General features: G+C 70.5%; 15 protein-coding genes. 11 read left to right on the top strand and 4 right to left on the bottom strand.

Annotated elements, in window-relative coordinates; translation table 11 throughout:
• The 3 genes from VGS97_RS07740 to VGS97_RS07730 form a co-directional block, all read right to left on the bottom strand.
• A partial coding sequence (locus VGS97_RS07740; RefSeq protein WP_326852572.1) for a DUF3488 and transglutaminase-like domain-containing protein occupies nucleotides 1-2,324 on the bottom strand: 2,324 nt, incomplete at its 3' end.
• Nucleotides 2,321-3,673 carry a DUF58 domain-containing protein gene (locus tag VGS97_RS07735; RefSeq protein WP_326852571.1) on the bottom strand — a complete coding sequence of 451 codons (1,353 nt, stop codon included), beginning with the start codon at nucleotides 3,671-3,673 and terminating at the stop codon, nucleotides 2,321-2,323. The genes VGS97_RS07740 and VGS97_RS07735, both read right to left, overlap by 4 nt.
• Before the next feature lie 34 nt (nucleotides 3,674-3,707).
• Nucleotides 3,708-4,655 (bottom strand): MoxR family ATPase, encoded by a 948-nt coding sequence (locus VGS97_RS07730; protein WP_349262032.1) that lies wholly within the window; start codon nucleotides 4,653-4,655, stop codon nucleotides 3,708-3,710.
• Nucleotides 4,656-5,168: 513 nt separating this feature from the next.
• On the opposite strand from VGS97_RS07730, the gene mraZ reads away from it, so the two are divergent.
• The 4 genes from mraZ (at nucleotide 5,169) to VGS97_RS07710 (ending at nucleotide 9,449) form a co-directional block, all read left to right on the top strand.
• Nucleotides 5,169-5,642, top strand: coding sequence for a division/cell wall cluster transcriptional repressor MraZ (gene mraZ, locus VGS97_RS07725; protein WP_326852569.1), 474 nt, complete (start codon nucleotides 5,169-5,171; stop codon nucleotides 5,640-5,642).
• 220 nt (nucleotides 5,643-5,862) lie between these two features.
• Nucleotides 5,863-6,897 carry a 16S rRNA (cytosine(1402)-N(4))-methyltransferase RsmH gene (gene rsmH / locus VGS97_RS07720; protein WP_326852568.1) on the top strand — a complete coding sequence of 345 codons (1,035 nt, stop codon included), beginning with the start codon at nucleotides 5,863-5,865 and terminating at the stop codon, nucleotides 6,895-6,897.
• A gap of 138 nt (nucleotides 6,898-7,035) precedes the next feature.
• A complete protein-coding gene (locus tag VGS97_RS07715) occupies nucleotides 7,036-7,500 on the top strand; it encodes a hypothetical protein (protein ID WP_326852567.1) in 465 nt (154 codons plus the stop codon).
• Nucleotides 7,497-9,449, top strand: a complete 1,953-nt coding sequence (locus VGS97_RS07710; protein WP_326852566.1) for a penicillin-binding protein 2 — start codon at nucleotides 7,497-7,499, stop codon at nucleotides 9,447-9,449. The genes VGS97_RS07715 and VGS97_RS07710 overlap by 4 nt, the downstream gene beginning before the upstream one ends.
• A 156-nt stretch (nucleotides 9,450-9,605) precedes the next feature.
• Here the strand turns inward: VGS97_RS07710 and chrA are convergent, their stop codons facing one another.
• The gene (chrA, locus tag VGS97_RS07705) at nucleotides 9,606-10,862 is read right to left on the bottom strand and encodes a chromate efflux transporter (RefSeq protein WP_326852565.1); all 1,257 of its coding nucleotides are present in this window, start codon (nucleotides 10,860-10,862) and stop codon (nucleotides 9,606-9,608) included.
• Between the two features lie 666 nt (nucleotides 10,863-11,528).
• Here chrA and VGS97_RS07700 point away from each other — a divergent pair.
• The 7 genes from VGS97_RS07700 to murC all read left to right on the top strand — a co-directional run bounded on the left by VGS97_RS07700 (nucleotide 11,529) and on the right by murC (nucleotide 21,616).
• Complete coding sequence (locus tag VGS97_RS07700; protein WP_326852564.1) at nucleotides 11,529-13,187, top strand: UDP-N-acetylmuramoyl-L-alanyl-D-glutamate--2,6-diaminopimelate ligase; 1,659 nt, start codon at nucleotides 11,529-11,531, stop codon at nucleotides 13,185-13,187.
• Nucleotides 13,184-14,707 carry a UDP-N-acetylmuramoyl-tripeptide--D-alanyl-D-alanine ligase gene (locus VGS97_RS07695; RefSeq protein ID WP_349262026.1) on the top strand — a complete coding sequence of 508 codons (1,524 nt, stop codon included), beginning with the start codon at nucleotides 13,184-13,186 and terminating at the stop codon, nucleotides 14,705-14,707. The genes VGS97_RS07700 and VGS97_RS07695 overlap by 4 nt, the downstream gene beginning before the upstream one ends.
• On the top strand, nucleotides 14,704-15,762 hold the full coding sequence (mraY, locus tag VGS97_RS07690) for a phospho-N-acetylmuramoyl-pentapeptide-transferase (RefSeq protein WP_326852562.1): 1,059 nt from the start codon (nucleotides 14,704-14,706) through the stop codon (nucleotides 15,760-15,762). The genes VGS97_RS07695 and mraY overlap by 4 nt, the downstream gene beginning before the upstream one ends.
• Nucleotides 15,759-17,276, top strand: coding sequence for a UDP-N-acetylmuramoyl-L-alanine--D-glutamate ligase (gene murD, locus VGS97_RS07685; RefSeq protein WP_326852561.1), 1,518 nt, complete (start codon nucleotides 15,759-15,761; stop codon nucleotides 17,274-17,276). The genes mraY and murD overlap by 4 nt, the downstream gene beginning before the upstream one ends.
• Before the next feature lie 220 nt (nucleotides 17,277-17,496).
• The gene (gene ftsW, locus VGS97_RS07680; RefSeq protein WP_326852560.1) at nucleotides 17,497-18,924 is read left to right on the top strand and encodes a putative lipid II flippase FtsW; all 1,428 of its coding nucleotides are present in this window, start codon (nucleotides 17,497-17,499) and stop codon (nucleotides 18,922-18,924) included.
• Between the two features lie 17 nt (nucleotides 18,925-18,941).
• On the top strand, nucleotides 18,942-20,093 hold the full coding sequence (murG, locus tag VGS97_RS07675; RefSeq protein WP_349262031.1) for an undecaprenyldiphospho-muramoylpentapeptide beta-N-acetylglucosaminyltransferase: 1,152 nt from the start codon (nucleotides 18,942-18,944) through the stop codon (nucleotides 20,091-20,093).
• Entirely contained in the window at nucleotides 20,090-21,616 is a 1,527-nt protein-coding gene (gene murC / locus VGS97_RS07670; protein WP_326852558.1) for a UDP-N-acetylmuramate--L-alanine ligase, read from the top strand. The genes murG and murC overlap by 4 nt, the downstream gene beginning before the upstream one ends.
• Nucleotide 21,617: the final 1 nt, after the last annotated feature.

Below are 21,617 nucleotides of genomic sequence, written 5' to 3'. Positions count from 1 at the left end.
GCGGAGTACCGGGCCTGCTCGGTCAGCGTCGTCACCCGGCCGATCGCCTCGGTCGCCTCCGCGTCCATGCGCGCGGCCGTGGTCAGCCGTGAGGCGGCCTGGCGCGGCGTGTCGCTGTCCACCCAGGCGTAGCCGAGGTCGTCCGCGCATTCGCGCAGTTCGGCCCACGCCGCGAGCGCGATCGTCGCCATCGGGGACGTCGGCGCGCCGTCCGTGCGCCACCGCCGGGGCTGTGCCGCCTCCGGGACCTCGCCGCGTGCCACCCGAGCCAGGTAGCGCTCGGCCTGTCTGACCAGGATCCGGCGCTTGCGGCGGCGGCCGAAGCGGCCAAGCGCGGGCACCGCGGCCAGCGCGAGCAGCACCAGCACCGCCAGCTTGCCGCCGATCTGGGCCGGGCTTCCGGTTAGGAACCAGTGCTCGAACCAGCGCGGGAACACGCCGAACGGACCCCAGGACGCGAACGGCCTCGCGGCGTTCAGCGGGCCGGTGCTGTCGCTGCCCTCGCAGCCGCCGGAGATGCGCCGGACTTGTGCGGCGCACTGGCTGGCCGACGCGCTCGGGTTGTCGGTCGAGCTCGGCACCGCGCCGCTGGCCCCGCCGGACTGGTGCAACTGCGCCGGACTGAGCAGGGTCCAGCCCGGCGAGCTGCCGCGGCCCGAGCTCTGGATGCTCACGGTCGGCTCGAACCTGATCCAGCCGAGACCGGTGAAGTACAGCATCGGCCAGGAGTGCGCGTCGTGCGTGGTGACGATGTACGTCCCGCCGATCTGCGCCGTGCCCGGGGTGAACCCCACCGTGACGACCGCCGGAATGCCCAGCGAGCGGGCCATCGCGGCCATCGTGCCCGCGAACTGCTGGCAGAAGCCCTTGCGGTCCTTCAGGAACGCCTCGATCGCGGAGTTGCCGTCGCCGGCCGCGACCGACAGGCTGTAGGTGAAGTTGGCGAGGAAGTACTCCTGTAGGGCCAGCGCCTTCTCGAACAGGGTCGAGTCGCCCGCAGTGATTTCCTGCGCCTTCGCCTTCACGTCGGCCGGGAAGTTCGCGGGCAGCGTCAGGTAACGCGCCAGTGAGCGGTCATACGTCGTCGGCGCCGAGTCGAGCTGGCTGGCGGTGGGTTCGATATCCGTGCTGGTCACCGTGTAACGCTCGCCGTTGCGCGAGCGCGAGGTGGAATCGCCGGGCATGACCTCAAGCGTGCTCGGGTCATAGAGCGGCTGGATGATGTCCCCGGTGATGCTGGATGGGGCGTATGGCACCGGGACCGCGTTGAAGGCCAGGTCCCCGACGACCAAGATCTTCGTGGTGACCGAGTTCTGCGTGATGTCCGAGGCGGTCAGGCCCGGGATTACGGCGTGCGCGTTCGCGTCGAACGGGCTGGCCGGGGTGGAGCTGGACGTCCAGCTGTTGCCGTCGAACTTGTCGAGCACCGACATCTGAAGGTACTGCGAGCGCACGTTCGGCGCGGTGCTTGTGTAGCTGAGCAGCGGCGTCGCGGTCGAGGACGTCAGCGATGCCCGCAGGTCGATGCTCTGCTTGATGCTGATGGTGCCGCTGCCGCCGGCCCCGTTGCCACCGTTGGTCTTGATGATTCCGGGCAGCGTCGGGATGAACCAGGGCAGGATCAGCGCGGCGGCGATCGCCGTGCTGGTGATCCGCCGGGACAGCGAGGCGGTCGGGTTGCCGGCCGGGCCGGACAGCTCGCCGGGCAGGCGTGCCGGGCCGCCGAGGGCGCGGCCCCAGCGGCTGAGCCGGTCGTGCCCCTCGGCGCTGACCAGCGAGAGGTATCCGACCGCCGAGATGCAGAAAGCCAGCCAGCTCATGCCCCCGGGGCGGCGGGTCGCCGGGACCAGGTAGACCGCGAGCAGCGGCAGGCCGGCCAGCACGGCGCGCCGATAGGTGACCGACAGCGCGTCGATCAGGGTCGCGAAGGCGGCGCAGCCGATCGCGAGGATCGTGGTGATCCCAGGGGTTACTGCGGCAGGCGGCGACTCGTGCGCGATGTCGGCCTGTCCGGCGGCGATCTGGCTGCCGAGCTCGTGCAGCGCGCCTGGCCCGGGGATGAACAGCGCGATCGCACTGTCCGATGCGCGCAGCAGGGTCACCGCGAGCAGCGCGGCGAACAGCTGCGCGATGATCACCACCGGCCGCGGCAGCCGGTAGGTGCGGGCAAGGTGCCCGGCTGCGCCGATGACGACGATCACCAGCAGGCAGACGGAGACCCAGGAGCCGGTCTGCACCAACCGCTCCAGGCCGAACATGGCTGCGGCGGTCGCCAGCCCGGCGGCGACGGTCAGCCGCAGCGGAGCCCGTGTCGCTTCAGTCATCGCGCGACCTCTCCGGCGACCGCCCCTGCCGTGGTGGCCTGCACGACCGACGTCTCTTCGGCGCCGACCCGCGCGGCCGTGTGCCGTGAAGCGACCCGCCACAGGTCCGGGAAGCGGTCGCCGGCGCGCACCATGACGACCTGCCAGCCACCGGATTCGAGGACCGCGCCGGCGCGGCTCTGGTCGTCCTCGAAACCCGGCGGCACCGGGACCGGCGTGCCGCCGGCCCACGTCTGGGTGTCCTGTAGGAAGGCGACCGCGCTCGCGGTGGCCGGCTTGGCGCGGGCCAGATCAGCCGCGTCGGTGCCGGAAAGGGTGCCCAGGAAGGCGATGATCAGGCTGTCCGCGGTGTCGTCCGCGGCTGCCATGCTGAGGCTGAGCGTCACCGCGTGTACTGGCTTCAGCACGGCCAACGTGTCGAGCACGGCATCCTCGGTGTCGGTCAGTACAGAACCGCCCCCGTTGCCCGTGGTCAGGTGGACGGTGTAGCCGCTGTGCAGCAAGTGGATCGCACTGCTCGCGGCGGCGGAGACTGCCCACTCAAGCGAGGCGGTGGGCCCGGTGCCGCGGTGCGCCCCTGAGCGGTTGTCCAGCAGGATCGTGCAGCGGCTGTGCCAGGTCTGCTCCTCGCGGCGCACCATGATCTCGCCGTGGTGAGCGGTGGCCCGCCAGTGGATGCGCCGCAGTTCGTCGCCGTAGCGATACTCGCGCACGCCGACGTCGTCCTCGCCAGCTGCCGCGGCGTGTGCCGCGTGACCGTCGCCGTGCCCGGCCCACACCGTGCCGAGCGTGATCGCGGGCAGCTGCTCCACCTTGGGCGCGACGGTCAGCGTGTGCTGCGCGGTGAACGAGCGGGTCAGCTCGAACAGGCCGAGCGGGTCGGCGCTGCGCAGGGTGAGCGGACCGAGTTGGTAGCGCCCACGGCTGTCCGAGCGGACGCGGTAGGCGACCCGGCGGCTGCCGCCGGGCTCGATGCGGCGCAGGATGAAACGAGGGCGTGAGCCGAGCGTGTAAGGCACCTGGTCCTCGACCAACAGCGGCGTGCTCGGCAGCCGTGCGGCGTTCTCCAATCGCAGATGCACTCGCGCCGGGGAGCCCACTGGTACCCGTGCGGGCTCCAGGCTGCGGCGGCAGGCGATACGGTACCGGGATGCGGAGGTGATCCCGGCGGCCGCTAGCGGCAGCGCGACCAGCAGGATCGCCACTCGCAACAGCGGCCCGTAACCGAGCACGATCGCGCAGGCGGCGGAAACCAGGCCCGCGGACAGGAAAGCGCGCCCGCGAGTCGTCAACCCGGCCGAGAAGGTCCGGAGCGTGGAGCGCAGCACCGACTGCGGGCGGCCGTTCATCGCGGGTCACCTCTGCGGAGCGGGCTGCGGGCACTCATCGCGTGCGCCGGGGCGACTGGCCGTCGATCGGGATCTGGTCGAGCAGGTCGGAGACGATCTGCTCGGGGCTGCGCCGGGCGACCCGCGCCTCGGCGGTGGGTATCAGCCGGTGCGCGAGGACTGGCACCGCCAGTGTCTTCACGTCGTCGGGCAGTACGAACTCCCGGTCTTCGAGCGCTGCCTTCGCCCGCGCGGCCCGCACGAGGTGCAGCGCGGCTCGCGGCGAGGCGCCGAGCCGGACGTCAGGTGCCGCGCGCGTCGCTGTCACCAGGTCGATGACGTACCGCTTGACTTCTTCCGAGACGTGCACGGTGCGCACCGCCTCGATGAGCTTCACCAAGTCTTGTGTGTCGGCGACCGGTACCAGTTCGTCGAGGGGGTTGGCGGCGCTGTGCCCGTCGAGCATCCGCAGCTCCGCGGCTGGCGCCGGGTAACCCATCGCGATGCGGGCCATGAACCGGTCCCGCTGCGCCTCGGGCAGCGGGTAGGTGCCCTCCATCTCCACCGGGTTCTGTGTCGCGATGACCATGAACGGCGTCTCCAGCGTGTAGCTGACGCTGTCGACGGTCACCTGCCGCTCGCCCATGCACTCAAGGAGCGCGGACTGGGTCTTCGGCGAGGCCCGGTTGATCTCGTCGCCGAGCACGATGTGCGCGAAGACCGCCCCGGGCTTGAACTCGAACTCCCGGCGCTGCGGGTCGAAGACGGTCACCCCGGTGACGTCCGAGGGCAGCAGGTCGGGGGTGAACTGGATGCGCCGCATCGTGCAGTCGATCGATTTCGCCAGCGCCTTGGCCAGCATCGTCTTGCCGACGCCGGGCACGTCCTCGATCAGCAGGTGCCCCTCGGCCAGCAACACGGTCAGCGCCAGGCGGACCACGTCGCCCTTGCCCTCGATCACCGACTCGATCCGCTCCTGGATCCGGTGGGTGATCTCGGAGATCCGGTCGACCCGGTCCCGTCCGGGCGCGACGTGCCGCGGAATGTCGCTTTCGTGCGTCTGTGCGCTGCCGGGCACCGGGCCCTCCCCTCGTTCACGGCCGCGTCTCCTCCGGTGGCCGTTGGGGTCATCTTGCCCGATGAAGACCGTCTGTGTGCAAGAGCTTGGAACCGCCTTTCAGCGTGCGCTTGAAGCTGAACCGAATATTGATCGAATCCGTGATGGGCCGCCTTGTCTTCGGGAGCGCTCGGGGAGGTGAAGTGGAGCACTCGGACGGCGTAAGGGGCGGTTTGTGGAGTAGAGTGGAGGGAAGTGGAGGCTGCGTGGGACGCGGTGGCTGGAACGACGTGACGGCTTGAACACGGCGGCTTGAATCGCGGTGCGCTGACCTAGGCGCCCAGACGTCAAGGCGCGTGGAGAGCTTGGTCGTGTACCGCCGGGTCCGGCACGGAACCGTCTGCTGACCGGCGCGCCCTACGCGTGGTCGGTCCGTCCCGGCTTGGTGGGAGGCGCCGAATGTTCCTCGGCACCTTCGTCCCGCGCCTGGACGACAAGGGCCGGCTGATCCTGCCGGCCCGGTTCCGCGAGGAGGCGGCCCGCATCGACGAAACGGAGCGGCTGGTGATCACGAAGGGGCAGGAGCGGTGCCTGGCGGTGTGGCCGGCGTCGGCCTTCGCCGAGGCGGCCGACCGGATCCGCCGTGCCCCGTCCGTGGGACCGCTGGCTTCGCCGCGCGCGGTTCGCGACTACCTGCGGGTGCTCTACGCGGGCGCCAGCGAACAGTCCTTCGACAAGCAGGGCCGGATCACCCTGCCGCCCGCGCTGCGTGAATACGCCGGGCTCACCGCGCAGGTCGCGGTGGTCGGTGCGGACACGCACTTCGAACTCTGGGACGCGGAGGCGTGGGACCGCTATCTCTCCGACAGGGAGCCGGCCTTCGCCGACCTGGACCAGGACGACCTGTTCCGGGGGGTGACCGATCTGCCCTGACCCGCAGTAGGCCCTGAATCGCAGTAGCGAGCGCGCGGCCGCAGGCCTCCACCCGCTCACCCGCGTTCTGAAGCCCCTTCCCCGGTTTCAGAGCGTCCGTGAGTACATCCGAGCGGGCGGGGACCTGCGGCCGCAGCGCGTTGAGCGAGACCAACGTTGAGCGAGACGCGCTGAGTCGGGACGGGCAGGGCGTGTCGCCTGGGATGGGATACTGGCGGGCGTGGCGGCGGTCGGAGAACGCGAGGCGGGGCACGTCCCGGTCATGCTCGAACGCTGCGTCGACGCGCTCGCCCCGGCGGCCGTGCCCGGCGCGGTCTTCGTGGACGCCACGCTCGGACTCGGCGGCCACAGCGAGGCGTTGCTCGCCCGATTGCCGCGAATTCGCTTGATCGGGCTGGATCGTGATCCGCAGGCGCTTGCGCGCGCGGGCGGGCGGCTCGCCCGTTTCGCCGACCGGACCGACCTCGTGCACGCCGTCTACGACGAACTGCCCGAGGTGCTCGGCCGGCTCGGCGTCCCGGAGATCCACGGGATCCTGTTCGACCTCGGAGTCTCGTCGCTGCAACTCGACGTGCGTGAGCGTGGCTTCGCGTATGCGTACGACGCGCCGCTGGACATGCGGATGGATCAGACGGCGCCGCTGACCGCACAGGAGGTCGTCAACACGTATTCGGCGCAGGACCTGGCGCGCATCCTGCGCGAGTACGGCGAGGAGCGTTTCGCCGGGCGGGTCGCCGCCGCGATCGTCGCGGCCCGGGCCAAGGAGCCGTTCACCACGACCGGGCCGCTGGCGGAACTGGTGCGCGAGTCGATCCCGGCGGCGACGCGGCGTACCGGCGGGCACCCGGCCAAACGTACGTTCCAGGCGTTGCGCATCGAGGTCAACGCCGAGCTCACCGTCCTGGAGCGGGCCATCCCGGCGGCGGTCGACGCGCTGGCGGTCGGCGGCCGTATCGCCGTGCTCGCCTACCACTCGTTGGAGGACCGGCCGGTGAAGCGGGTGCTGGCGGCCGGAGCCTCGTCCACCGCGCCGCCGGGGCTGCCGATCGCCCCGCCCGGAACCGAGCCGCTGCTCAGACTGCTGACGCGCGGAGCGCAGGAGCCCGCCGAGGACGAGGTGGCGCAGAACCCGAGGGCGGCGTCCGCCAAATTCCGCGCCGCCGAGCGGGTGCGGAAGGGCGCGGTGGCGCAGCGCATGCCCGGTGGCGGCGAACGAGGCGAGAAGCATCGGCGCACGGGGAATCGGCGAAGCTGAAAATCCGGCCGTGGATCTGAGAATGGCCTTGAAGCTGAGGCTCGCCTTGAATTTGAGACTGGCCCTGAATCTGAAAATCGTGGCTCCGGCCCGCGCCGTTGCGCCGACTGGCGAGGCCGTTGCGGAATACTGGCCGCCATGGTGGATCGTCCGACGCGGGTCGGCCCGGTCGCGGTCATCGAGGGCTTCGCCGGACGGCGCTCGGTGATCCCGTTCGCCATTTTGATCCTCGGCCTGCTGGCCACCGGACTGGTCGTCCTCCTGCTGCTCAACACGGCCATGGACCGCGGCGCCTTCGAGCTCCAGGCGGCGCAGAAGCGGCAGAGCCAGCTGACGGACCAACAGCAGGAACTCCAGCTGAGCCTCGCCGGGCTCTCCGCGCCGAACGCGCTCGCCTCGCAGGCCGCGGCGCTCGGCATGGTGCCCGACCCGCGGCCGGTGTTCCTGAATCCGAACACCGGAGCGATCCTCGGCGTGCCGACCGCGGCCGCGACCACCGCCGTGCCGACGCCCTCGGCGACGGCCGCCGCGTCCACTTCCACGTCTGCTTCCCCCGTGACGTCGGCGACCGCGTCGCCCTCCGCCTCCGGAACGCGGCCGTGACCTCCGAGCGCGAGCGGCGCGGCTCGCCGCCGCCGCGCCGCCAGCCGGGTCAGCCCGCGAAGAAGCGGCCCGCGACCCCGGTGCGGGCGGAGAACCGGCTTGTTCCGCCTCCCGCGCGCGGCGCTCAGAGCGCGAAGGCGGCCGCGCAGCGCCTGCGCCGGATGGCCGTGGCCGCGCCGTCGGCGCCCTCCAAGCCACTGCGGCTCGGCGACCCGATGCGCCGCCTGCGCATCGTCCTGGTCGTGATCGCCTTCGTCTTCTCGCTCTTCGCCGGCCGGCTCGTCCAGCTCCAAGCCGTCAACAGCGTGAACTACGGGGCAGCCGCCTCAGCCGAACGCACCCAGGACTACGTGCTGACCGCGACGCGCGGCTCGATACTGGACTCCTCCGGCCAGCCGCTGGCCGAATCCGCCGACGCGGTGGACATCACCGCCGACCCGGTGCAGATCAGCACCCTCAAGCAGGATCCGGCCGTCTACGCCTCGAAGCTGGCCGCGCTGCTCGGCAACCCGCCCGGCAGCGTGGACGTCGCCGCGCTGCGCGGCAAGCTGTCGAACGTCACCACCCGCTACGTCCTGCTGGCCAAGCAGGTCACCCCGCAGGTCTGGAGCCAGATCAAGGCGCTTGGCCTGTCCGGCGTCTACGGCGTGCCGGACGCGCGCACGGTCTACCCGAGCGGTGCGCTGGCCTCGAACCTGGTCGGCTTCGTCAACAGCTCCGGTAAGGGCGCCGCCGGGCTTGAGGGCGCCTACGACGGCGTGCTGGCGGGCCGGGGCGGCCGGATCTCCTACCAGGCCGCGGACGGCATCGAGATCCCTGCTGCGGGCATCAACGAGCAGGCGCCGATGCCCGGGACCTCGATCGAGACGACCATCGACAGCTCGATCCAGTGGGCCGCGCAGAAGGCGATCGACGAGCAGGTCGCCGCGTCGAGGGCGGAATCGGGCACGGTCGTGGTGATGGACCCGCGCAGCGGGGCGGTGCTGGCCCTGGCGACCTCGCCGAGCTACGACCAGTCGAACCTGGCCGCCGCGGATCCCGCGGCGCTCGGCGACCGCGCCGTCTCCGAGGTCTACGAACCCGGTTCGGTGGCGAAGGTCATCACGATGGCGGCGGCCATCCAGCAGGGCATCGCCGACCCCGGCACCCGCGTCATCGTGCCCGGTCTGATCGTGCGCGGCGGTACGACCTTCCACGACGACACCTATCACGGCACCGAGCAGCTGACGCTGACCGGCGTGCTGGCCGAGTCCAGCAACATCGGCACGATCGAAACCGCCGACCGGCTCGGCCCGCACCGTGACCAGACGCTCTACGACTACCTGACCGCGTTCGGGCTCGGCCGCCCGACCGGCCTGAACCTGCCCGGGGAGTCGCCGGGCATCCTCGCCGTGCCGTCGAAGTGGAGCGGGTCGCAGCGTTACACCATCCCGTTCGGGCAGGGCCTCTCGCTCAACGCGGTCCAGGCCACCAGCGTCTTCGCGACGATCGCGAACGCCGGGGTGCGGGTCACCCCGAACCTGGTCAAGGGATACGTGGACGCGAACGGGAAGTTCACCCCGGCCGCCACGCCCGTGCGCACCCAGGTCGTCTCGCCGCAGACCGCGCACGAGGTCGAGCAGATGATGGAATCCGTGGTCTCCGAGAAGGGCACCGCGCCCGCCGCGAAGATCGCCGGATACCGCGTCGCCGGCAAGACAGGTACCGCGAACCGGTATGACAGCCGCTGCAACGGATACTGCGGCTACACGGCGTCGTTCATCGGCTTCGCCCCGGCCGACAATCCGCAGCTCGTCGTGTCCGTGGTGCTCCAGAACCCGACGAGCGGGCCGCACTTCGGCGGCTCGATCGCCGCTCCGGTCTTCCAGAAGGTCATGTCGTTCGCGTTGCAGAGCCTGGCGATCCCGCCGACCGGGACCAAGCCGCCGGACCTTCCGGTCACCTGGTGACGGGCTCTGCTTGAGACAGACACGGCGCTCCAGACAGGCACGGCGCTTTAGGCAGACACAGCTTGAGACACATATCGCCTGAATAGCCCGACTGCATACGTAAGCGGGCTGTGGCCGAGTATCCGCCGGTCACAGCCCGCTTGGGAAGTGCTGGAGTTAGATGTGCCCCGCGACGCCCATGATCCCGAAGATCAGGACGAGCAGCGGTTCGGGCGCTCTCTTCTTGAAGACCAGCAGCAGCGTGACCGCCACGCCGGTCATGACGAACATGCCGATGATGTCCTTCGGCCCGTGCAGGTTGAACTGCGTCGGCAGCGCGACCACCATTCCGGCCAGCGCGCCGGCGGCGGCTGCGGTCGCGCCCTTGACGAAGGCCTTCACCTGCTTGTTGTCGCGGTAGCGGACGAACCAGCGGCCGGGAATGACGATGGCGAGGTAGATCGGCGCGAAGGTGGCGGCGGTGGCCACCAGGGCGCCCGGCACCCCGGCGACCAGGTAACCGATGAACGTCGCGCCGATGATCGCCGGTCCGGGGGTCACCAGGCCGACGCCGACGGCGTCGATGAACTGGCGCTGGTTGAGCCAGTGGTAGTGGTCGACCACGCCGGCATGCATCACCGGGACGCTCGCCAGGCCGAAGCCGAAGGTGAACGCGCCGACCTTGAGGAAGAACAGGATGAGCGAGCTCAGCTTGCTGGCGGTGGCCGCCGGGCCGAGGGCCAGCACCGGCGCGGCCAGAGCCGGCAGCCGGGTGGGGCTGTCGAGCTGGGCCAGCGCGCTCTTGGCGGGCCGGCGCAGCCGCCAGCCGGACTCGGGCCGCGCCCCCACGAAGATCATCAGCAGGCCGGCGGCGACCACCAGTTCGACCGGCTCGTTCTGGGTGATCGCCGTCACGACGAACACGACGGCGCTGATGGCCCAGGCGCTGCGGCCCTTGTTGGTGAAGAACAGCAGCCGGTAGGAGGTCACGCCCATGATGGCCATGACGACCGGGGTGATCCCGTGGAAGGCCGAGGTCACCTGCCACAGCCCCTGGTAGTGGGCGTAGACGACGGCGACGGCCCCGACCATCAGGGCCGAGGGCAGGATGAACGCGATGGCGACCGCCAGCGCGCCGATCGCACCGCGCCTGAGATAGCCGACCCACACCGCCACCTGCGCCGCGAGCGGTCCGGGCAGGGTCTGGCCGAGCGCTACGCCGTCGAGGAAGTCCTCCTTGGAGATCCAGCGGCGCCGGTCGACCAGGTCGCGCTGCATGTAACCGATGACGGCGATCGGGCCGCCCCATCCGGTCGTGCCCAGGCGCAGGAAGTACTCGATGTACTTGCGGAACGGGACCTGTACCACCGCGTCCGCGGCGTCGGGTTCGGCTGTTTCGAGCTCTTTATCAGAGCTCGTACTTGTTGTGGTCATGCCGACCTCCGACCGTGCGGTCCTGTCGAGAGGCCGTGCGGCGCGCGGTAGCAGCGCGGCGGATGGCCCAGTTCATCGAATCGAGACGTCAGCATGAAACCCCCACGGTGGCGGTAATTCTCGGAAATGGTTGTCTCGATCGACCGGACGGGTCGGCGTCCGCCGGGTTCGGCATACGCTCCAGCACCGCACATATATCCGCCGCCGAGGCGGGCCACCGGTGTGCTGACGCCGCGAAGAGTGGCGGAGTCGTCGTCACCGGTATACCGACACCGGGGTCCTGCCGTGTCGATTCGTCCTTGGCCGTGCTGCTGTAAAGCGTGACGCTGCGCAGCGTGTTCGTCTTCTCTCCTCTTGCCGTCGTATCGCGTGAAACCTGCGTTCGCTCTGGGCGTACGCTCGCGGGTGCGCACACCGAACCGTACAGATCATCGAGTGACGTGGCGATGTGCGAGCCAATAAGACCACGCAGCGCGGCATAGAAGAAAACGGATACACCCCGCCCTCCGGTCGGGGTATGGCCGATCCAAGCCCTGGATACGCGGTACGCGATATGTGCCGAAAGTTGCAGAACGGACAGCCGCCCGCGAACAGCGCAGAACCCGGGGCCGGACGTCGAGGGGTCGCTGGCACGCGGGCGTGCCGAGACACGGTAGCCTGCCCGTCGTGCCGAACCCGCTCAAACAACCACCCCCGGCGACCGGCCGCCCGAGGCCCGGCCACGCCCCACACCGCACCCTCGCGGACTTGGCCGAGGCGGTGCCCGGAGCGCTGATCACGGGATCGCATGACGCGGGCGCGGAGTTCGTCGACGCGGGCACGGTCCTTGTCACCGGGTTCACGCACGACTCCCGCGCAGTGCAGCCTGGAGATCTGTACGCGGCGATGGCCGGTGCGACCGTGCACGGCGCCGAGTTCGCCGCACAGGCCGCTGAGCACGGCGCCGTGGCTGTCCTGACGGACCGTGAGGGCGTGGACCGATCCCTTGCAACCGGCCTGCCGGTGCTCGTCGTGCCGTCAGTGCGTCCGGCGCTCGGCCCGATCGCGGTGCGCCTTTACGGCGAGCCGGCGGCTCACCTGTTGATGGTGGGCGTCACGGGTACCAACGGCAAGACCACCGTGAGCTACCTCATCGACGGGGGTCTGCGTGCCGCCGGTTACCTGACCGGCCTGATCGGCACTGTTGAGACGCGGGTCGGCGAGCGGACGATAAAGTCCACACGCACCACGCCGGAAGCCCCCGATCTGCAAGCGCTGCTGGCGATGATGCGTGAGGACGGCGTCGGTGCGGTGGCGATGGAGGTCTCCAGTCACGCGTTGGCGTACGGACGCACCGCCGGGATCCGTTACGCCGTTGCCGCCTTCACCAACCTGACCCAGGATCACCTGGACTTCCACGCTGACCTTGAGGACTACTTCGAGGCCAAGGCGAAGCTGTTCACTCCCGGCTACACCGAGTTCTCGGTTATCAACACCGACGACGCGCACGGCCGCCGGATCGCGCAGCGGCTGACGGACGCCGATCTGCCGCACTGGACGTACTCACCGAGCGGCGAGGCCTCCGCGCACTGGCGTGCCGAGCGGATCGAGCCCGCCACCGAGGGCTCGCGGTTCACGCTCGTCGGCCCGGACGACACTCGTCTGGACGCGTCCGTGCAACTTCCCGGGGGATTCAACGTCTCAAATGCCATGGCAGCAGTCATCACGTTGATCGCCGCTGGAGTGGACGCGGACGCGGCCGTCGCCGGCGTCGCCTCTGTTCCCGGCGTCCCCGGGCGGATGCAGCGCGTCGACGTGGGGCAGCCGTACCTCGCGGTGGTCGACTACGCTCACACGCCTGACGCGATCGACACGCTGTTGGCCGCTGTACGGCCGGTAACGCACGGCCGCTTGCGTATCGTCGTCGGCTGTGGCGGCGACCGGGACCGAGGCAAGCGGCCGCTGATGGGCGCCGCCGCAGCCCGAGGCGCCGACGAGGTCATTCTCACCAACGACAATCCTCGCTCCGAGGATCCGCTCGCGATTCTTGAAGCCGCTGAACTGGGTGCTCGCGGGGCGATCGCGGCGGGAGCCCTGTCGTCCGTTCGAGTCGTGGCGGACCGTGCCGAGGCCATCGCCGCCGCGGTCGCGGCCAGCCAGGCGGGCGACACGCTCATGGTGGCGGGCAAGGGCCACGAACAGGGGCAGGAGATCGCGGGCGTGGTGCACCCCTTCGACGACGTGGCGGTGCTGCGCGCGGCGATCGAGCGGTCGGAGCGCGGGAAATCGGAGCCTGGGAAGTCGGAGCCCCGTCAAGCGAAGTCTGCGCGGTCGATGCCACAGTGATCCGGATGACCCTCGCCGAGATCGCGGAAGCAGTCGGCGGCACTCTTGGACAGGACACCGACGGCGCGCTCACCGTCACCGGGCCGGTCACCGTGGACTCGCGGACGGTCGAGCCCGGCGGTCTGTTCGCGGCCTTCGTCGGCGAGCACGCGGACGGGCACGACTTCGCCGCTTCGGCCGTCGAACGCGGCGCGGTGGCGGTTCTGTCGAGCCGACAGGTCACCGGATCGGGCCAGTCGGTTCCGGCTGCGCCCACTCCAACAGTGCCCATTCCGGCTGTGCCCACTCCAGCAGTGCCCACCCCAACTGTGTCCATTCCGACTGTGCTCGTCGAAGACGTGCAGGAGGCGCTCGGCAGGTTGGCGCGTGCCGTGTTGAACCGGCTGCCCGGCACTCCTGCCACCGGAATCACCGTCATCGCACTGACCGGCTCATCCGGGAAGACCTCGACCAAGGACATGCTTGGTCAGGTCCTTGCCGCTCACGGCACGACGATCGCGCCCAAGGGCAGCTTCAACAACGAGATCGGTCTGCCGCTGACCGTCCTGCGCGCCGACGAGAGCACGCGTTACCTCGTGCTGGAGATGGGAAGCCGCGGGATCGGCCATCTGAAGTACCTTTGCGAGATCGCGCCGCCGTCGGTCGGTCTTGTACTCAACGTCGGCACGGCTCATGTCGGCGAGTTCGGTTCGAAGGAACAGACCGCCTTGGCCAAGGGCGAGTTGGTCGAGGCGCTGCCTGAGGACGGCGTCGCAGTGCTCAACGCGGACGATCCGCTCGTGGTGGCGATGCGGAGCCGTACTGCCGCACGCGTCATCACGTTCGGTGAGTCGGCAGACGCCGATGTACGCGCTACCGAGATCGAACTCGGAGCGGACGGGCGTGCACACTTCCTGCTACACGCGGACCGGTACGGTGAACCCGCCCCGGTCGCGCTGCGTGTCGTCGGAGAACATCAGGTCGCCAACGCCCTTGCGGTCGCGGCGACGGCGCTCGGCCTCGGCCTGCCGCTGGACGCGGTGGCGCGCGAGTTGTCGGCCGCCGTCGCGTTGAGCGCAGGACGGATGGCTGTGTCAGAACGTTCGGACGGCGTAGTCGTGATCGACGACGCCTACAATGCGAACCCGGAATCGGTGCGGGCCGCGCTCAAGGCGCTGATCGCGCTGGCCCGCGCCCGGCCCGGCGCCCGCGCGTGGGCGGTGCTCGGGCCGATGCTGGAGCTGGGCGAGCGGTCCGGCGAGGAACACGACGCGGTCGGGCGGCTCGCCGTCCGGCTGGGCGTCGATCGGTTGGTCGCGGTCGGTGAGGGAGCAGCGCGCATCCACGCCGGGGCCAGCCACGAAGGCTCGTGGGGAGAGGAATCCGTGATGGTGGCCGACCCGGATGCGGCATTGGCGGTGGTGTGCGCCGAGCTGCGGCCCGGAGACGTGGTCCTGGTGAAGGCGTCCAACTCGATCGGCCTCGGCCGGATCGCCAGGGCGCTGCTCGACGATGTCGTCTCGGTGGAGGGCGACCGGTGAGGGCGGTCCTGTATTCGAGCGTCATCGCGCTCTTCTGCTCGCTGGTCGGCACGCCGCTGATCATCAGGGTGCTGGTCAAGCGCGGCTACGGCCAGCTGATCCGGGACGACGGCCCGAAGAACCACCTGACCAAGCGCGGCACGCCGACCATGGGCGGCATCGTCATCGTGCTGTCCACGCTGATCGCCTACGGTCTGACCAAGATCGCGACCCAGCACTGGCCGAGCGCCTCGGCGCTGCTGGTGCTCTTCCTGATGACCGGCCTGGGCGCGGTCGGCTTCGTGGACGACTTCATCAAGATCTACAAGCAGCGCTCGCTCGGACTGCGTGCCAAGGCCAAACTGATCGGTCAAGCCATCGTCGCGGTGACGTTCTCGGTCCTGGTGCTGCACTTCCCGGACCAGTACGGCCTGACCCCGGCGTCGACCAGCGTCTCGTTCCTCCAGGACACCGCGCTCGCCCTCGGCCCGGTGCTGTTCGTCGTCTGGGCGTACTTCCTGATCTCCGGCACGTCGAACGCGGTCAACCTCACGGACGGCCTCGACGGGCTGGCCACCGGCGCCTCCGCGATGGTGTTCGCCGCGTACGTCCTGATCGGCATTTGGCAGTACGGACAGAGCTGCGTCAACGCCCCCGGCTCAGGCTGCTACGAGGTGCGAGATCCGCTCGACCTGGCGATCGTAGCCGCCGCGCTGATGGGTTCCTGCTTCGGCTTCCTGTGGTGGAACGCCAAGCCGGCGAAGATCTTCATGGGCGACACCGGCTCGCTCGCCCTCGGCGGCGCGCTGGCCGGCCTGGCCATCTGCTCGCGCACCGAACTGCTGATCGCGCTGCTCGGCGGCCTGTTCGCGATCATCACCATGTCGGTGATCATCCAGGTCGGCTCGTACAAGCTGCGCGGTAAACGGGTGTTCAAGATGGCCCCGCTCCAGCACCACTTCGAGCTGATGGGCTGGGCCGAGGAAACCATCGTCATCCGCTTCTGGATCATCGCCGGGCTCTGCGTGGCGCTCGGGATCGGCGTGTTCTACGCCGGATGGGTGACCGGTTCATGACGGACTGGCGGCAGCCCGACATCGAGGGCCGTGCCGCGATCCCGTGGCAGGGTTTGCGGGTCTGCGTCGTCGGCGCACGCGTCGTCGGGCTGTCCGCCGCGCGTGCGGTACGCGGGCTCGGCGCCGAGGTGACGATCGTCGACCGTTACGACGACCAGGTCACCACGGAGCGTGCCGCGCCTCTGGTCGATGAGGGCATTCATGTCCGCCTGGGAGATGACGCGACCCTTCCCGAGGGCAGCGAACTGCTCGTACTGTCGCCCGGCATCCCTCCGGGTGCGCCGATCGTCGCGGCTGCCCGTGAGGCGGGGATCCCGGTTTGGGGTGACGCGGAACTCGCGTGGCGGCTGCGTAAGCCGCTGCCCGACGGTTCTTACGCACCGTGGCTGCCCATCACAGGCACCAACGGCAAGACCACGACCGTGAAGATGCTCGCCGCGATGCTTGAGGCGGACGGGAAACGCACTGTCGCATGCGGCAACGTCGGCCTGCCGATCGTCGACGCCGTTCTTGCCGAGGAGCCGTACGAGGTACTGGCGATCGAGCTGTCGAGCTTTCAGCTGCACTGGACCGAATCGCTGAGCCCACTAGCCTCGGCCGTGCTCAACGTCGCCCCGGACCACGTGGACTGGCACGGTTCGTATGACGAGTACAAGAAGGCGAAGGGGCGCGTCTACGAGAACTGCCAGATCGCCTGCGTGTACAACGTCGCCGACGAGGTCACCCGCACGCTGGTCGAGGACGCGGACGTGATCGAGGGCTGCCGCGCGATCGGCTTCACGCTGGGCACGCCCGGCCTGTCGATGCTCGGCGTCGTGGACGGCATCCTCGCCGACCGTGCCTTTGTGGACAACCGGCAGCACACCGCCGCTGAACTCGGCACGATCTACGACGTCGAGCCGCATGCACCGCACAATGTCGCCAACGCCCTCGCCGCCGCGGCGCTGGCCCGCGCGTACGGCGTGCGCCCGGAGGCTGTACGCGACGGCCTGCGTGCATTCCGGCCCGATCCGCACCGCATTGCGTTCGTCGCGGCGCTGGACGGCGTGGACTTCATCGACGACTCGAAGGCGACCAATCCGCACGCAGCCGCCGCATCACTGGCCGCGTATGAGGACGTCGTCTGGATCGCCGGGGGCCTGGCAAAGGGCGCAACGTTCGACGACCTGGTCTCCGGCGCGGCCAAGCGGTTGCGCGGCGCGGTGTTGCTGGGTCAGGACCGCGCGCTGATCGCGGAGGCGATCGCGCGCCACGCCCCGGACCTGCCGTTCGTGGACATCGGCGGAGCTGGAGACGGACTGACCGGAGCCGAGGCGATGACCCGTGCGGTGCGGGAGGCGGCACGGCTGGCTGCGGGCAAGGCAGCCGAGTTGGGCCCCGCTGCGGCCGACGCGCCGCCGGTCACCGTCCTGCTCGCCCCCGCCTGCGCGTCGATGGACATGTTCGTCTCCTACGGGGAGCGCGGCGACTTGTTCGCGCGCGCCGTACGCGAACTGAAGGCCGAGCGCGAGTAACGTGCGCTGACGAACCGGATGCACTGCGGACAGCCGGCCTGGATGTCGCTCTTCGAAGTCAACCGGGGCCGGCGGTGCAGGGTCGGCCGACAGGCAGCGGTGGGCGGGTCTACAGCCGTCACAAGAAGCCCCGGTTGATTTCGAAGAGCCCGAACGTGATGTCGGGAGGTGGGCGGGCAGCGTGGTTGAGCAGCGGGACCGGCCCACGAGACTTCGCCCGGTGCGCAAGGGGGCGGCCGAACGGATTGGCAGCGCGCGCGACGCGGCGGGAGCGGCGCAGGCTCGTGCGAAGGCCGGACCTCGTCGCCCCGGTGCACGTGACACGGTCGGAACGACGCTCGCGCTGCGCAGCACGCTGAGCCGGCTGCGGCCGGGACGCCGCGGCTCCGGCCGGGGTCCGCATCCCTCGCTTCCGTACTACTTTCTGATCGGCGCGACCTTCCTGCTCATCGTGGTCGGGCTGCTTGAGGTGTACTCGGCCTCGACGGTGCACAACCTGCTCACCGGAAAGCCGGAGCTCGGCACCGTCGAGCGCCAAGCCGTGTCGGCGGTGATCGGCGTGCCGATACTGATCGCCGCCGCCCGGCTGCCGGTGCGCTTCTACCGCGCGCTCGCTTACCCGCTGCTGCTCGTGACGCTCGTGATGCTTCTGCTGGTGTTGATACTCGGGCAGGTCTCCACCGGCGGCAACAAGAACTGGCTGGTCTTCGGCCCGCTGACCATCCAGCCCAGCGAGTTCGCCAAGTTCGCCCTGGTGCTGTGGGGCGCGGACCTGTTGGCCCGCAAGGAGAAGCGGCTGGTCGGCTGGGACCATCTGATCGTGCCGCTGCTGCCGATGTCCGGACTGATCATCGGACTGGTCATGCTCGGCGGTGACATGGGCACCTCGATGATCATCGCGGCGATCGCCTTCGCGCTGCTGTGGGTCGTCGGCGCCCCCGGGCGGCTTTTCGCCGTGCTGACCGGCTCCGCGGCGGGTCTGGCCGCCGTCGCGGTGCTTTTACGGCCCAGCAGAGTACGGCGCTTCACCGCGTTCCTCGACCCGACCGCCGATCCGCAGGGCACCGGATTCCAGGCCGTGCACAGTTTCAGCGCCCTGTCCACCGGCGGCTGGTTCGGCGTCGGGCTCGGCGCCAGCCGCGAGAAGTGGGGCTCGCTGCCCGAGGCGCAGACCGACTTCATCTTCGCGATCATCGGCGAGGAACTCGGCCTGATCGGCGCCGTCGCCGTGCTGCTGCTGTTCGGGCTGATCGGATACGCGGGCGTGCGGATAGCGCTGCGCGCGCAGGACAGCTTCGTGCGGCTCGCTTCCGGCGCCGTGACCGCCTGGTTGATGGCGCAGGTCATGATCAACCTCGGCGCCGTGCTCGGCGTGCTGCCCATCGCCGGGGTTCCGCTGCCGTTCGTCTCCTACGGCGGCTCCTCGCTGCTGCCGTCGATGGCCGCGATCGGCATGCTCGTCTCGTTCGCCCGGACCAGTGACGTCCGAACCGGTGACGGCGGCGCGGAACGAACGGATAAGCTCTCTGCTCGGGCCGGTGCGGCGCCCTCGGCGGTCGCCGGCGCCGGCCGTGCGCGCCCGGCGGCGGCAGCCGCGGGCGGTGCGAGGCGCCCGCAGGCAGAGCGAGAAGAGGGACGCAAACCGTGACCGACGTAGCCCGCCCGATCCATGTCGTGCTCGCCGGCGGGGGCACCGCAGGGCACATCGAGCCGGCGCTGGCCCTGGCCGACGCGCTGCGCAGACGCGACTCCCGGATCGGCATCACGGCGCTCGGCACGACCAAGGGCCTGGAGACCCGGCTCGTCCCGGAGCGTGGCTACGACCTCGAACTGATCCCGGCCGTGCCGCTGCCGCGCAAGCCCACCGCCGAGCTGTTCACCGTGCCGGGCCGGCTGGCCGGGACGGTGCGCCGGACCGCCGAGGTGCTCGACCGGGTCGGTGCCGACGTGGTGGTCGGCTTCGGCGGCTATGTGGCGCTGCCCGCGTACTTCGCGGCCCGCCGCCGCGCCGTGCCGATCGTGCTGCACGAGGCGAACGTGCGCCCCGGCCTGGCGAACCGGGTCGGCGCGCGGATGACCGACCGGGTCGCCACCGGCTCGCCGGACACCCGGATCGGCGGCGGCAAGTACATCGGCATGCCGCTGCGCCGCGCCATCGCCACGCTCGACCGGGCCGCGTTGCGCTCGCAGGCCTGCGAGACCTTCGGACTGGCGAAGGACCGGCCGACGCTGCTGGTCTACGGCGGCTCCCAGGGTGCGCGGCGGCTCAACGAGGCCGTGTTCGCCTCCGCCGCGGCCTTCGCCTCCGCCGGAATCCAGATCCTGCACGCGGTCGGCCGCAAGAACTTCGACGAAGCGCCGCCACCCGAGATCGAGGGCGCGCAAGGCGCTGCGTCTCCCTACGTCGCGGTGCCCTACCTTGACCGGATGGATCTTGCCTATGCGGCCGCGGACCTCGTGCTCTGCCGCGGCGGCGCGATGACGTGCGCCGAAGTGGCGGCGGTAGGCTTGCCGGCCGCGTATGTACCGCTGCCGATCGGCAACGGCGAGCAGCGCCTCAACGCCCAGCCGGCGGTGCGCGCCGGCGGCGGCCTGATGATCGACGACGCCGACCTCACCTCGGACTGGCTGATCCAGGAGCTGATTCCGCTGGCTCAGGACCGGCAGCAGCTGGAGCGGATGGGCCGTGCGGCGGCTGAACTCGGCCGGCGTGACGCCGACGAGGCGCTGGCGGACTTGGTCTTCGAGGCCGCGGGCAGCGCGGCGGCCGTCGCCGCCGGCCCGCAGCGGCTCGGTCCGGCCGGAGTCGGCGCGTGACCCTCGGCTTCGATCCGCGGACGCCGGGTGGCCCGGGTTCGAACGACCCGCGCGGCTACGAGCCGCCCGCGTTCGTGCCGGCCGCCGAGGACCTGGGGCGCATCCACTTCGTCGGCGTCGGCGGTGTCGGCATGGCGCCGGTCGCGCGGATCGCGGTGGAACGCGGCCTGCCGGTCTCCGGCAGCGACATCAAGCGAACCCCGGTGATCGAGGCGCTGATCGCGGCCGGCGTGATCGTCCGGATCGGGCAGGCGCCGGAGAACCTGGACGGCGTCGACACCGTGGTGGCGACGACCGGCGTGCGTCCCGACAACGTGGAGATCGCCGAGGCCGTGCGGCGCGGCCTGCGGATCATCCACCGCGCCACGGCGCTCGCCTCGCTGATGGTCGGGCGCACCGCAGTGCTCGTGGCCGGGACGCACGGCAAGACCACGACCACGTCCATGCTGGCCGTGGCCCTGGAGGCGCTCGGCCTTGAGCCCTCGTACGCGATCGGCGGCGAGATCGGCGCGTCCGGGGTCAGCGGGCTGGCCGGCCGCGGTGAGATCTTCGTCGCGGAGGCCGACGAGTCGGACGGCACGTTCCGGCACTACGAACCCGACGTCGCGGTGGTCACCAACGTCGAACTCGACCACACCGACTACTTCGCCTCCCTCGACGACGTGCACAAGGCCTTCGTCTCCTTCGTGGACCGGCTGAAGCCCGGCGGCCTGCTGGTCGTCTGCGCCGACGAGCCCGGTGCGATCGCGGTCGGCCGGGCCGCCCGCGACAGCGGCATCCGGGTCGTCTGGTACGGCCGGGCTGCCGACAACGGGACCGTCGACGGCCAGCCGATTGATTATCGGATCACCGAACTGGAGCTGAACGCGGCGACGGGGTTCGCGCGGTTCGGCTTGGCGGCCAAGGGCCGGACGCATCGGCTGGAACTTGGCATTCCTGGTGCCTACAACGCCGCGAACGCGGCAGCCGCATTCGCCGTCCTCGACGAGGTGGGGGCGGACCTTGCGCGCGTACCCGCCGCACTCGCCATGTTCACCGGTGCGCGACGCCGCATGGAGTTCAAGGGCGAAGCCGACGGCGTACGCGTCTATGACGACTACATGCACCATCCGACCGAGATCGCCGCGACCTTGGCAGCCTTCCGCGTGCTGGCCGGCGATGGGCGACTGATCGTCGCATTCCAGCCGCAGCGGTATTCGCGCGCGCAGGCGTTCCTGCGGGAATACGGCGCTCCGCTCGGCGCGGCCGACGCCGTGGTCGTGATGGAGGTCTACCCCGGCTCGGGCGAGGATCCGGTCCCTGGAGTCACCGGAGCGGTCATCGCCCAGGACGTACCGCTCCCCGCCGACCGCGTCGTGTTCGAGGCCGACTCGGCGGCCGTGCCGTCCCGGCTCGCCGACTGGGCCCGGCCCGGCGACCTCGTGGTCACCGCCGGAGCTGGCGACGTCACCACCCTCGGCCCGAAGCTCCTGGAACTGCTCGCCGCCCGCGACGGCGCGGCAGCGCCGGAATCTGTGCGGTAGG

The sequence above is a fragment of the Actinocrinis sp. genome (genome assembly GCF_035946395.1).
Classification (GTDB): Bacteria; Actinomycetota; Actinomycetes; order Streptomycetales; family Catenulisporaceae; genus Actinocrinis.
This window is presented reverse-complemented; position numbering and strand designations above follow the sequence as displayed.

Bases quoted from the DNA above. Each gene is read 5' to 3' on its own strand.
- VGS97_RS07735 (WP_326852571.1), bottom strand. From the start codon at position 3,673: ATGAACGGCCGCCCGCAGTCGGTGCTGCGCTCCACGCTCCGGACCTTC.
- mraZ (WP_326852569.1), top strand. From the start codon at position 5,169: ATGTTCCTCGGCACCTTCGTCCCGCGCCTGGACGACAAGGGCCGGCTG.
- VGS97_RS07715 (WP_326852567.1), top strand. From the start codon at position 7,036: ATGGTGGATCGTCCGACGCGGGTCGGCCCGGTCGCGGTCATCGAGGGC.
- chrA (WP_326852565.1), bottom strand. From the start codon at position 10,862: ATGACCACAACAAGTACGAGCTCTGATAAAGAGCTCGAAACAGCCGAA.
- murD (WP_326852561.1), top strand. From the start codon at position 15,759: ATGACGGACTGGCGGCAGCCCGACATCGAGGGCCGTGCCGCGATCCCG.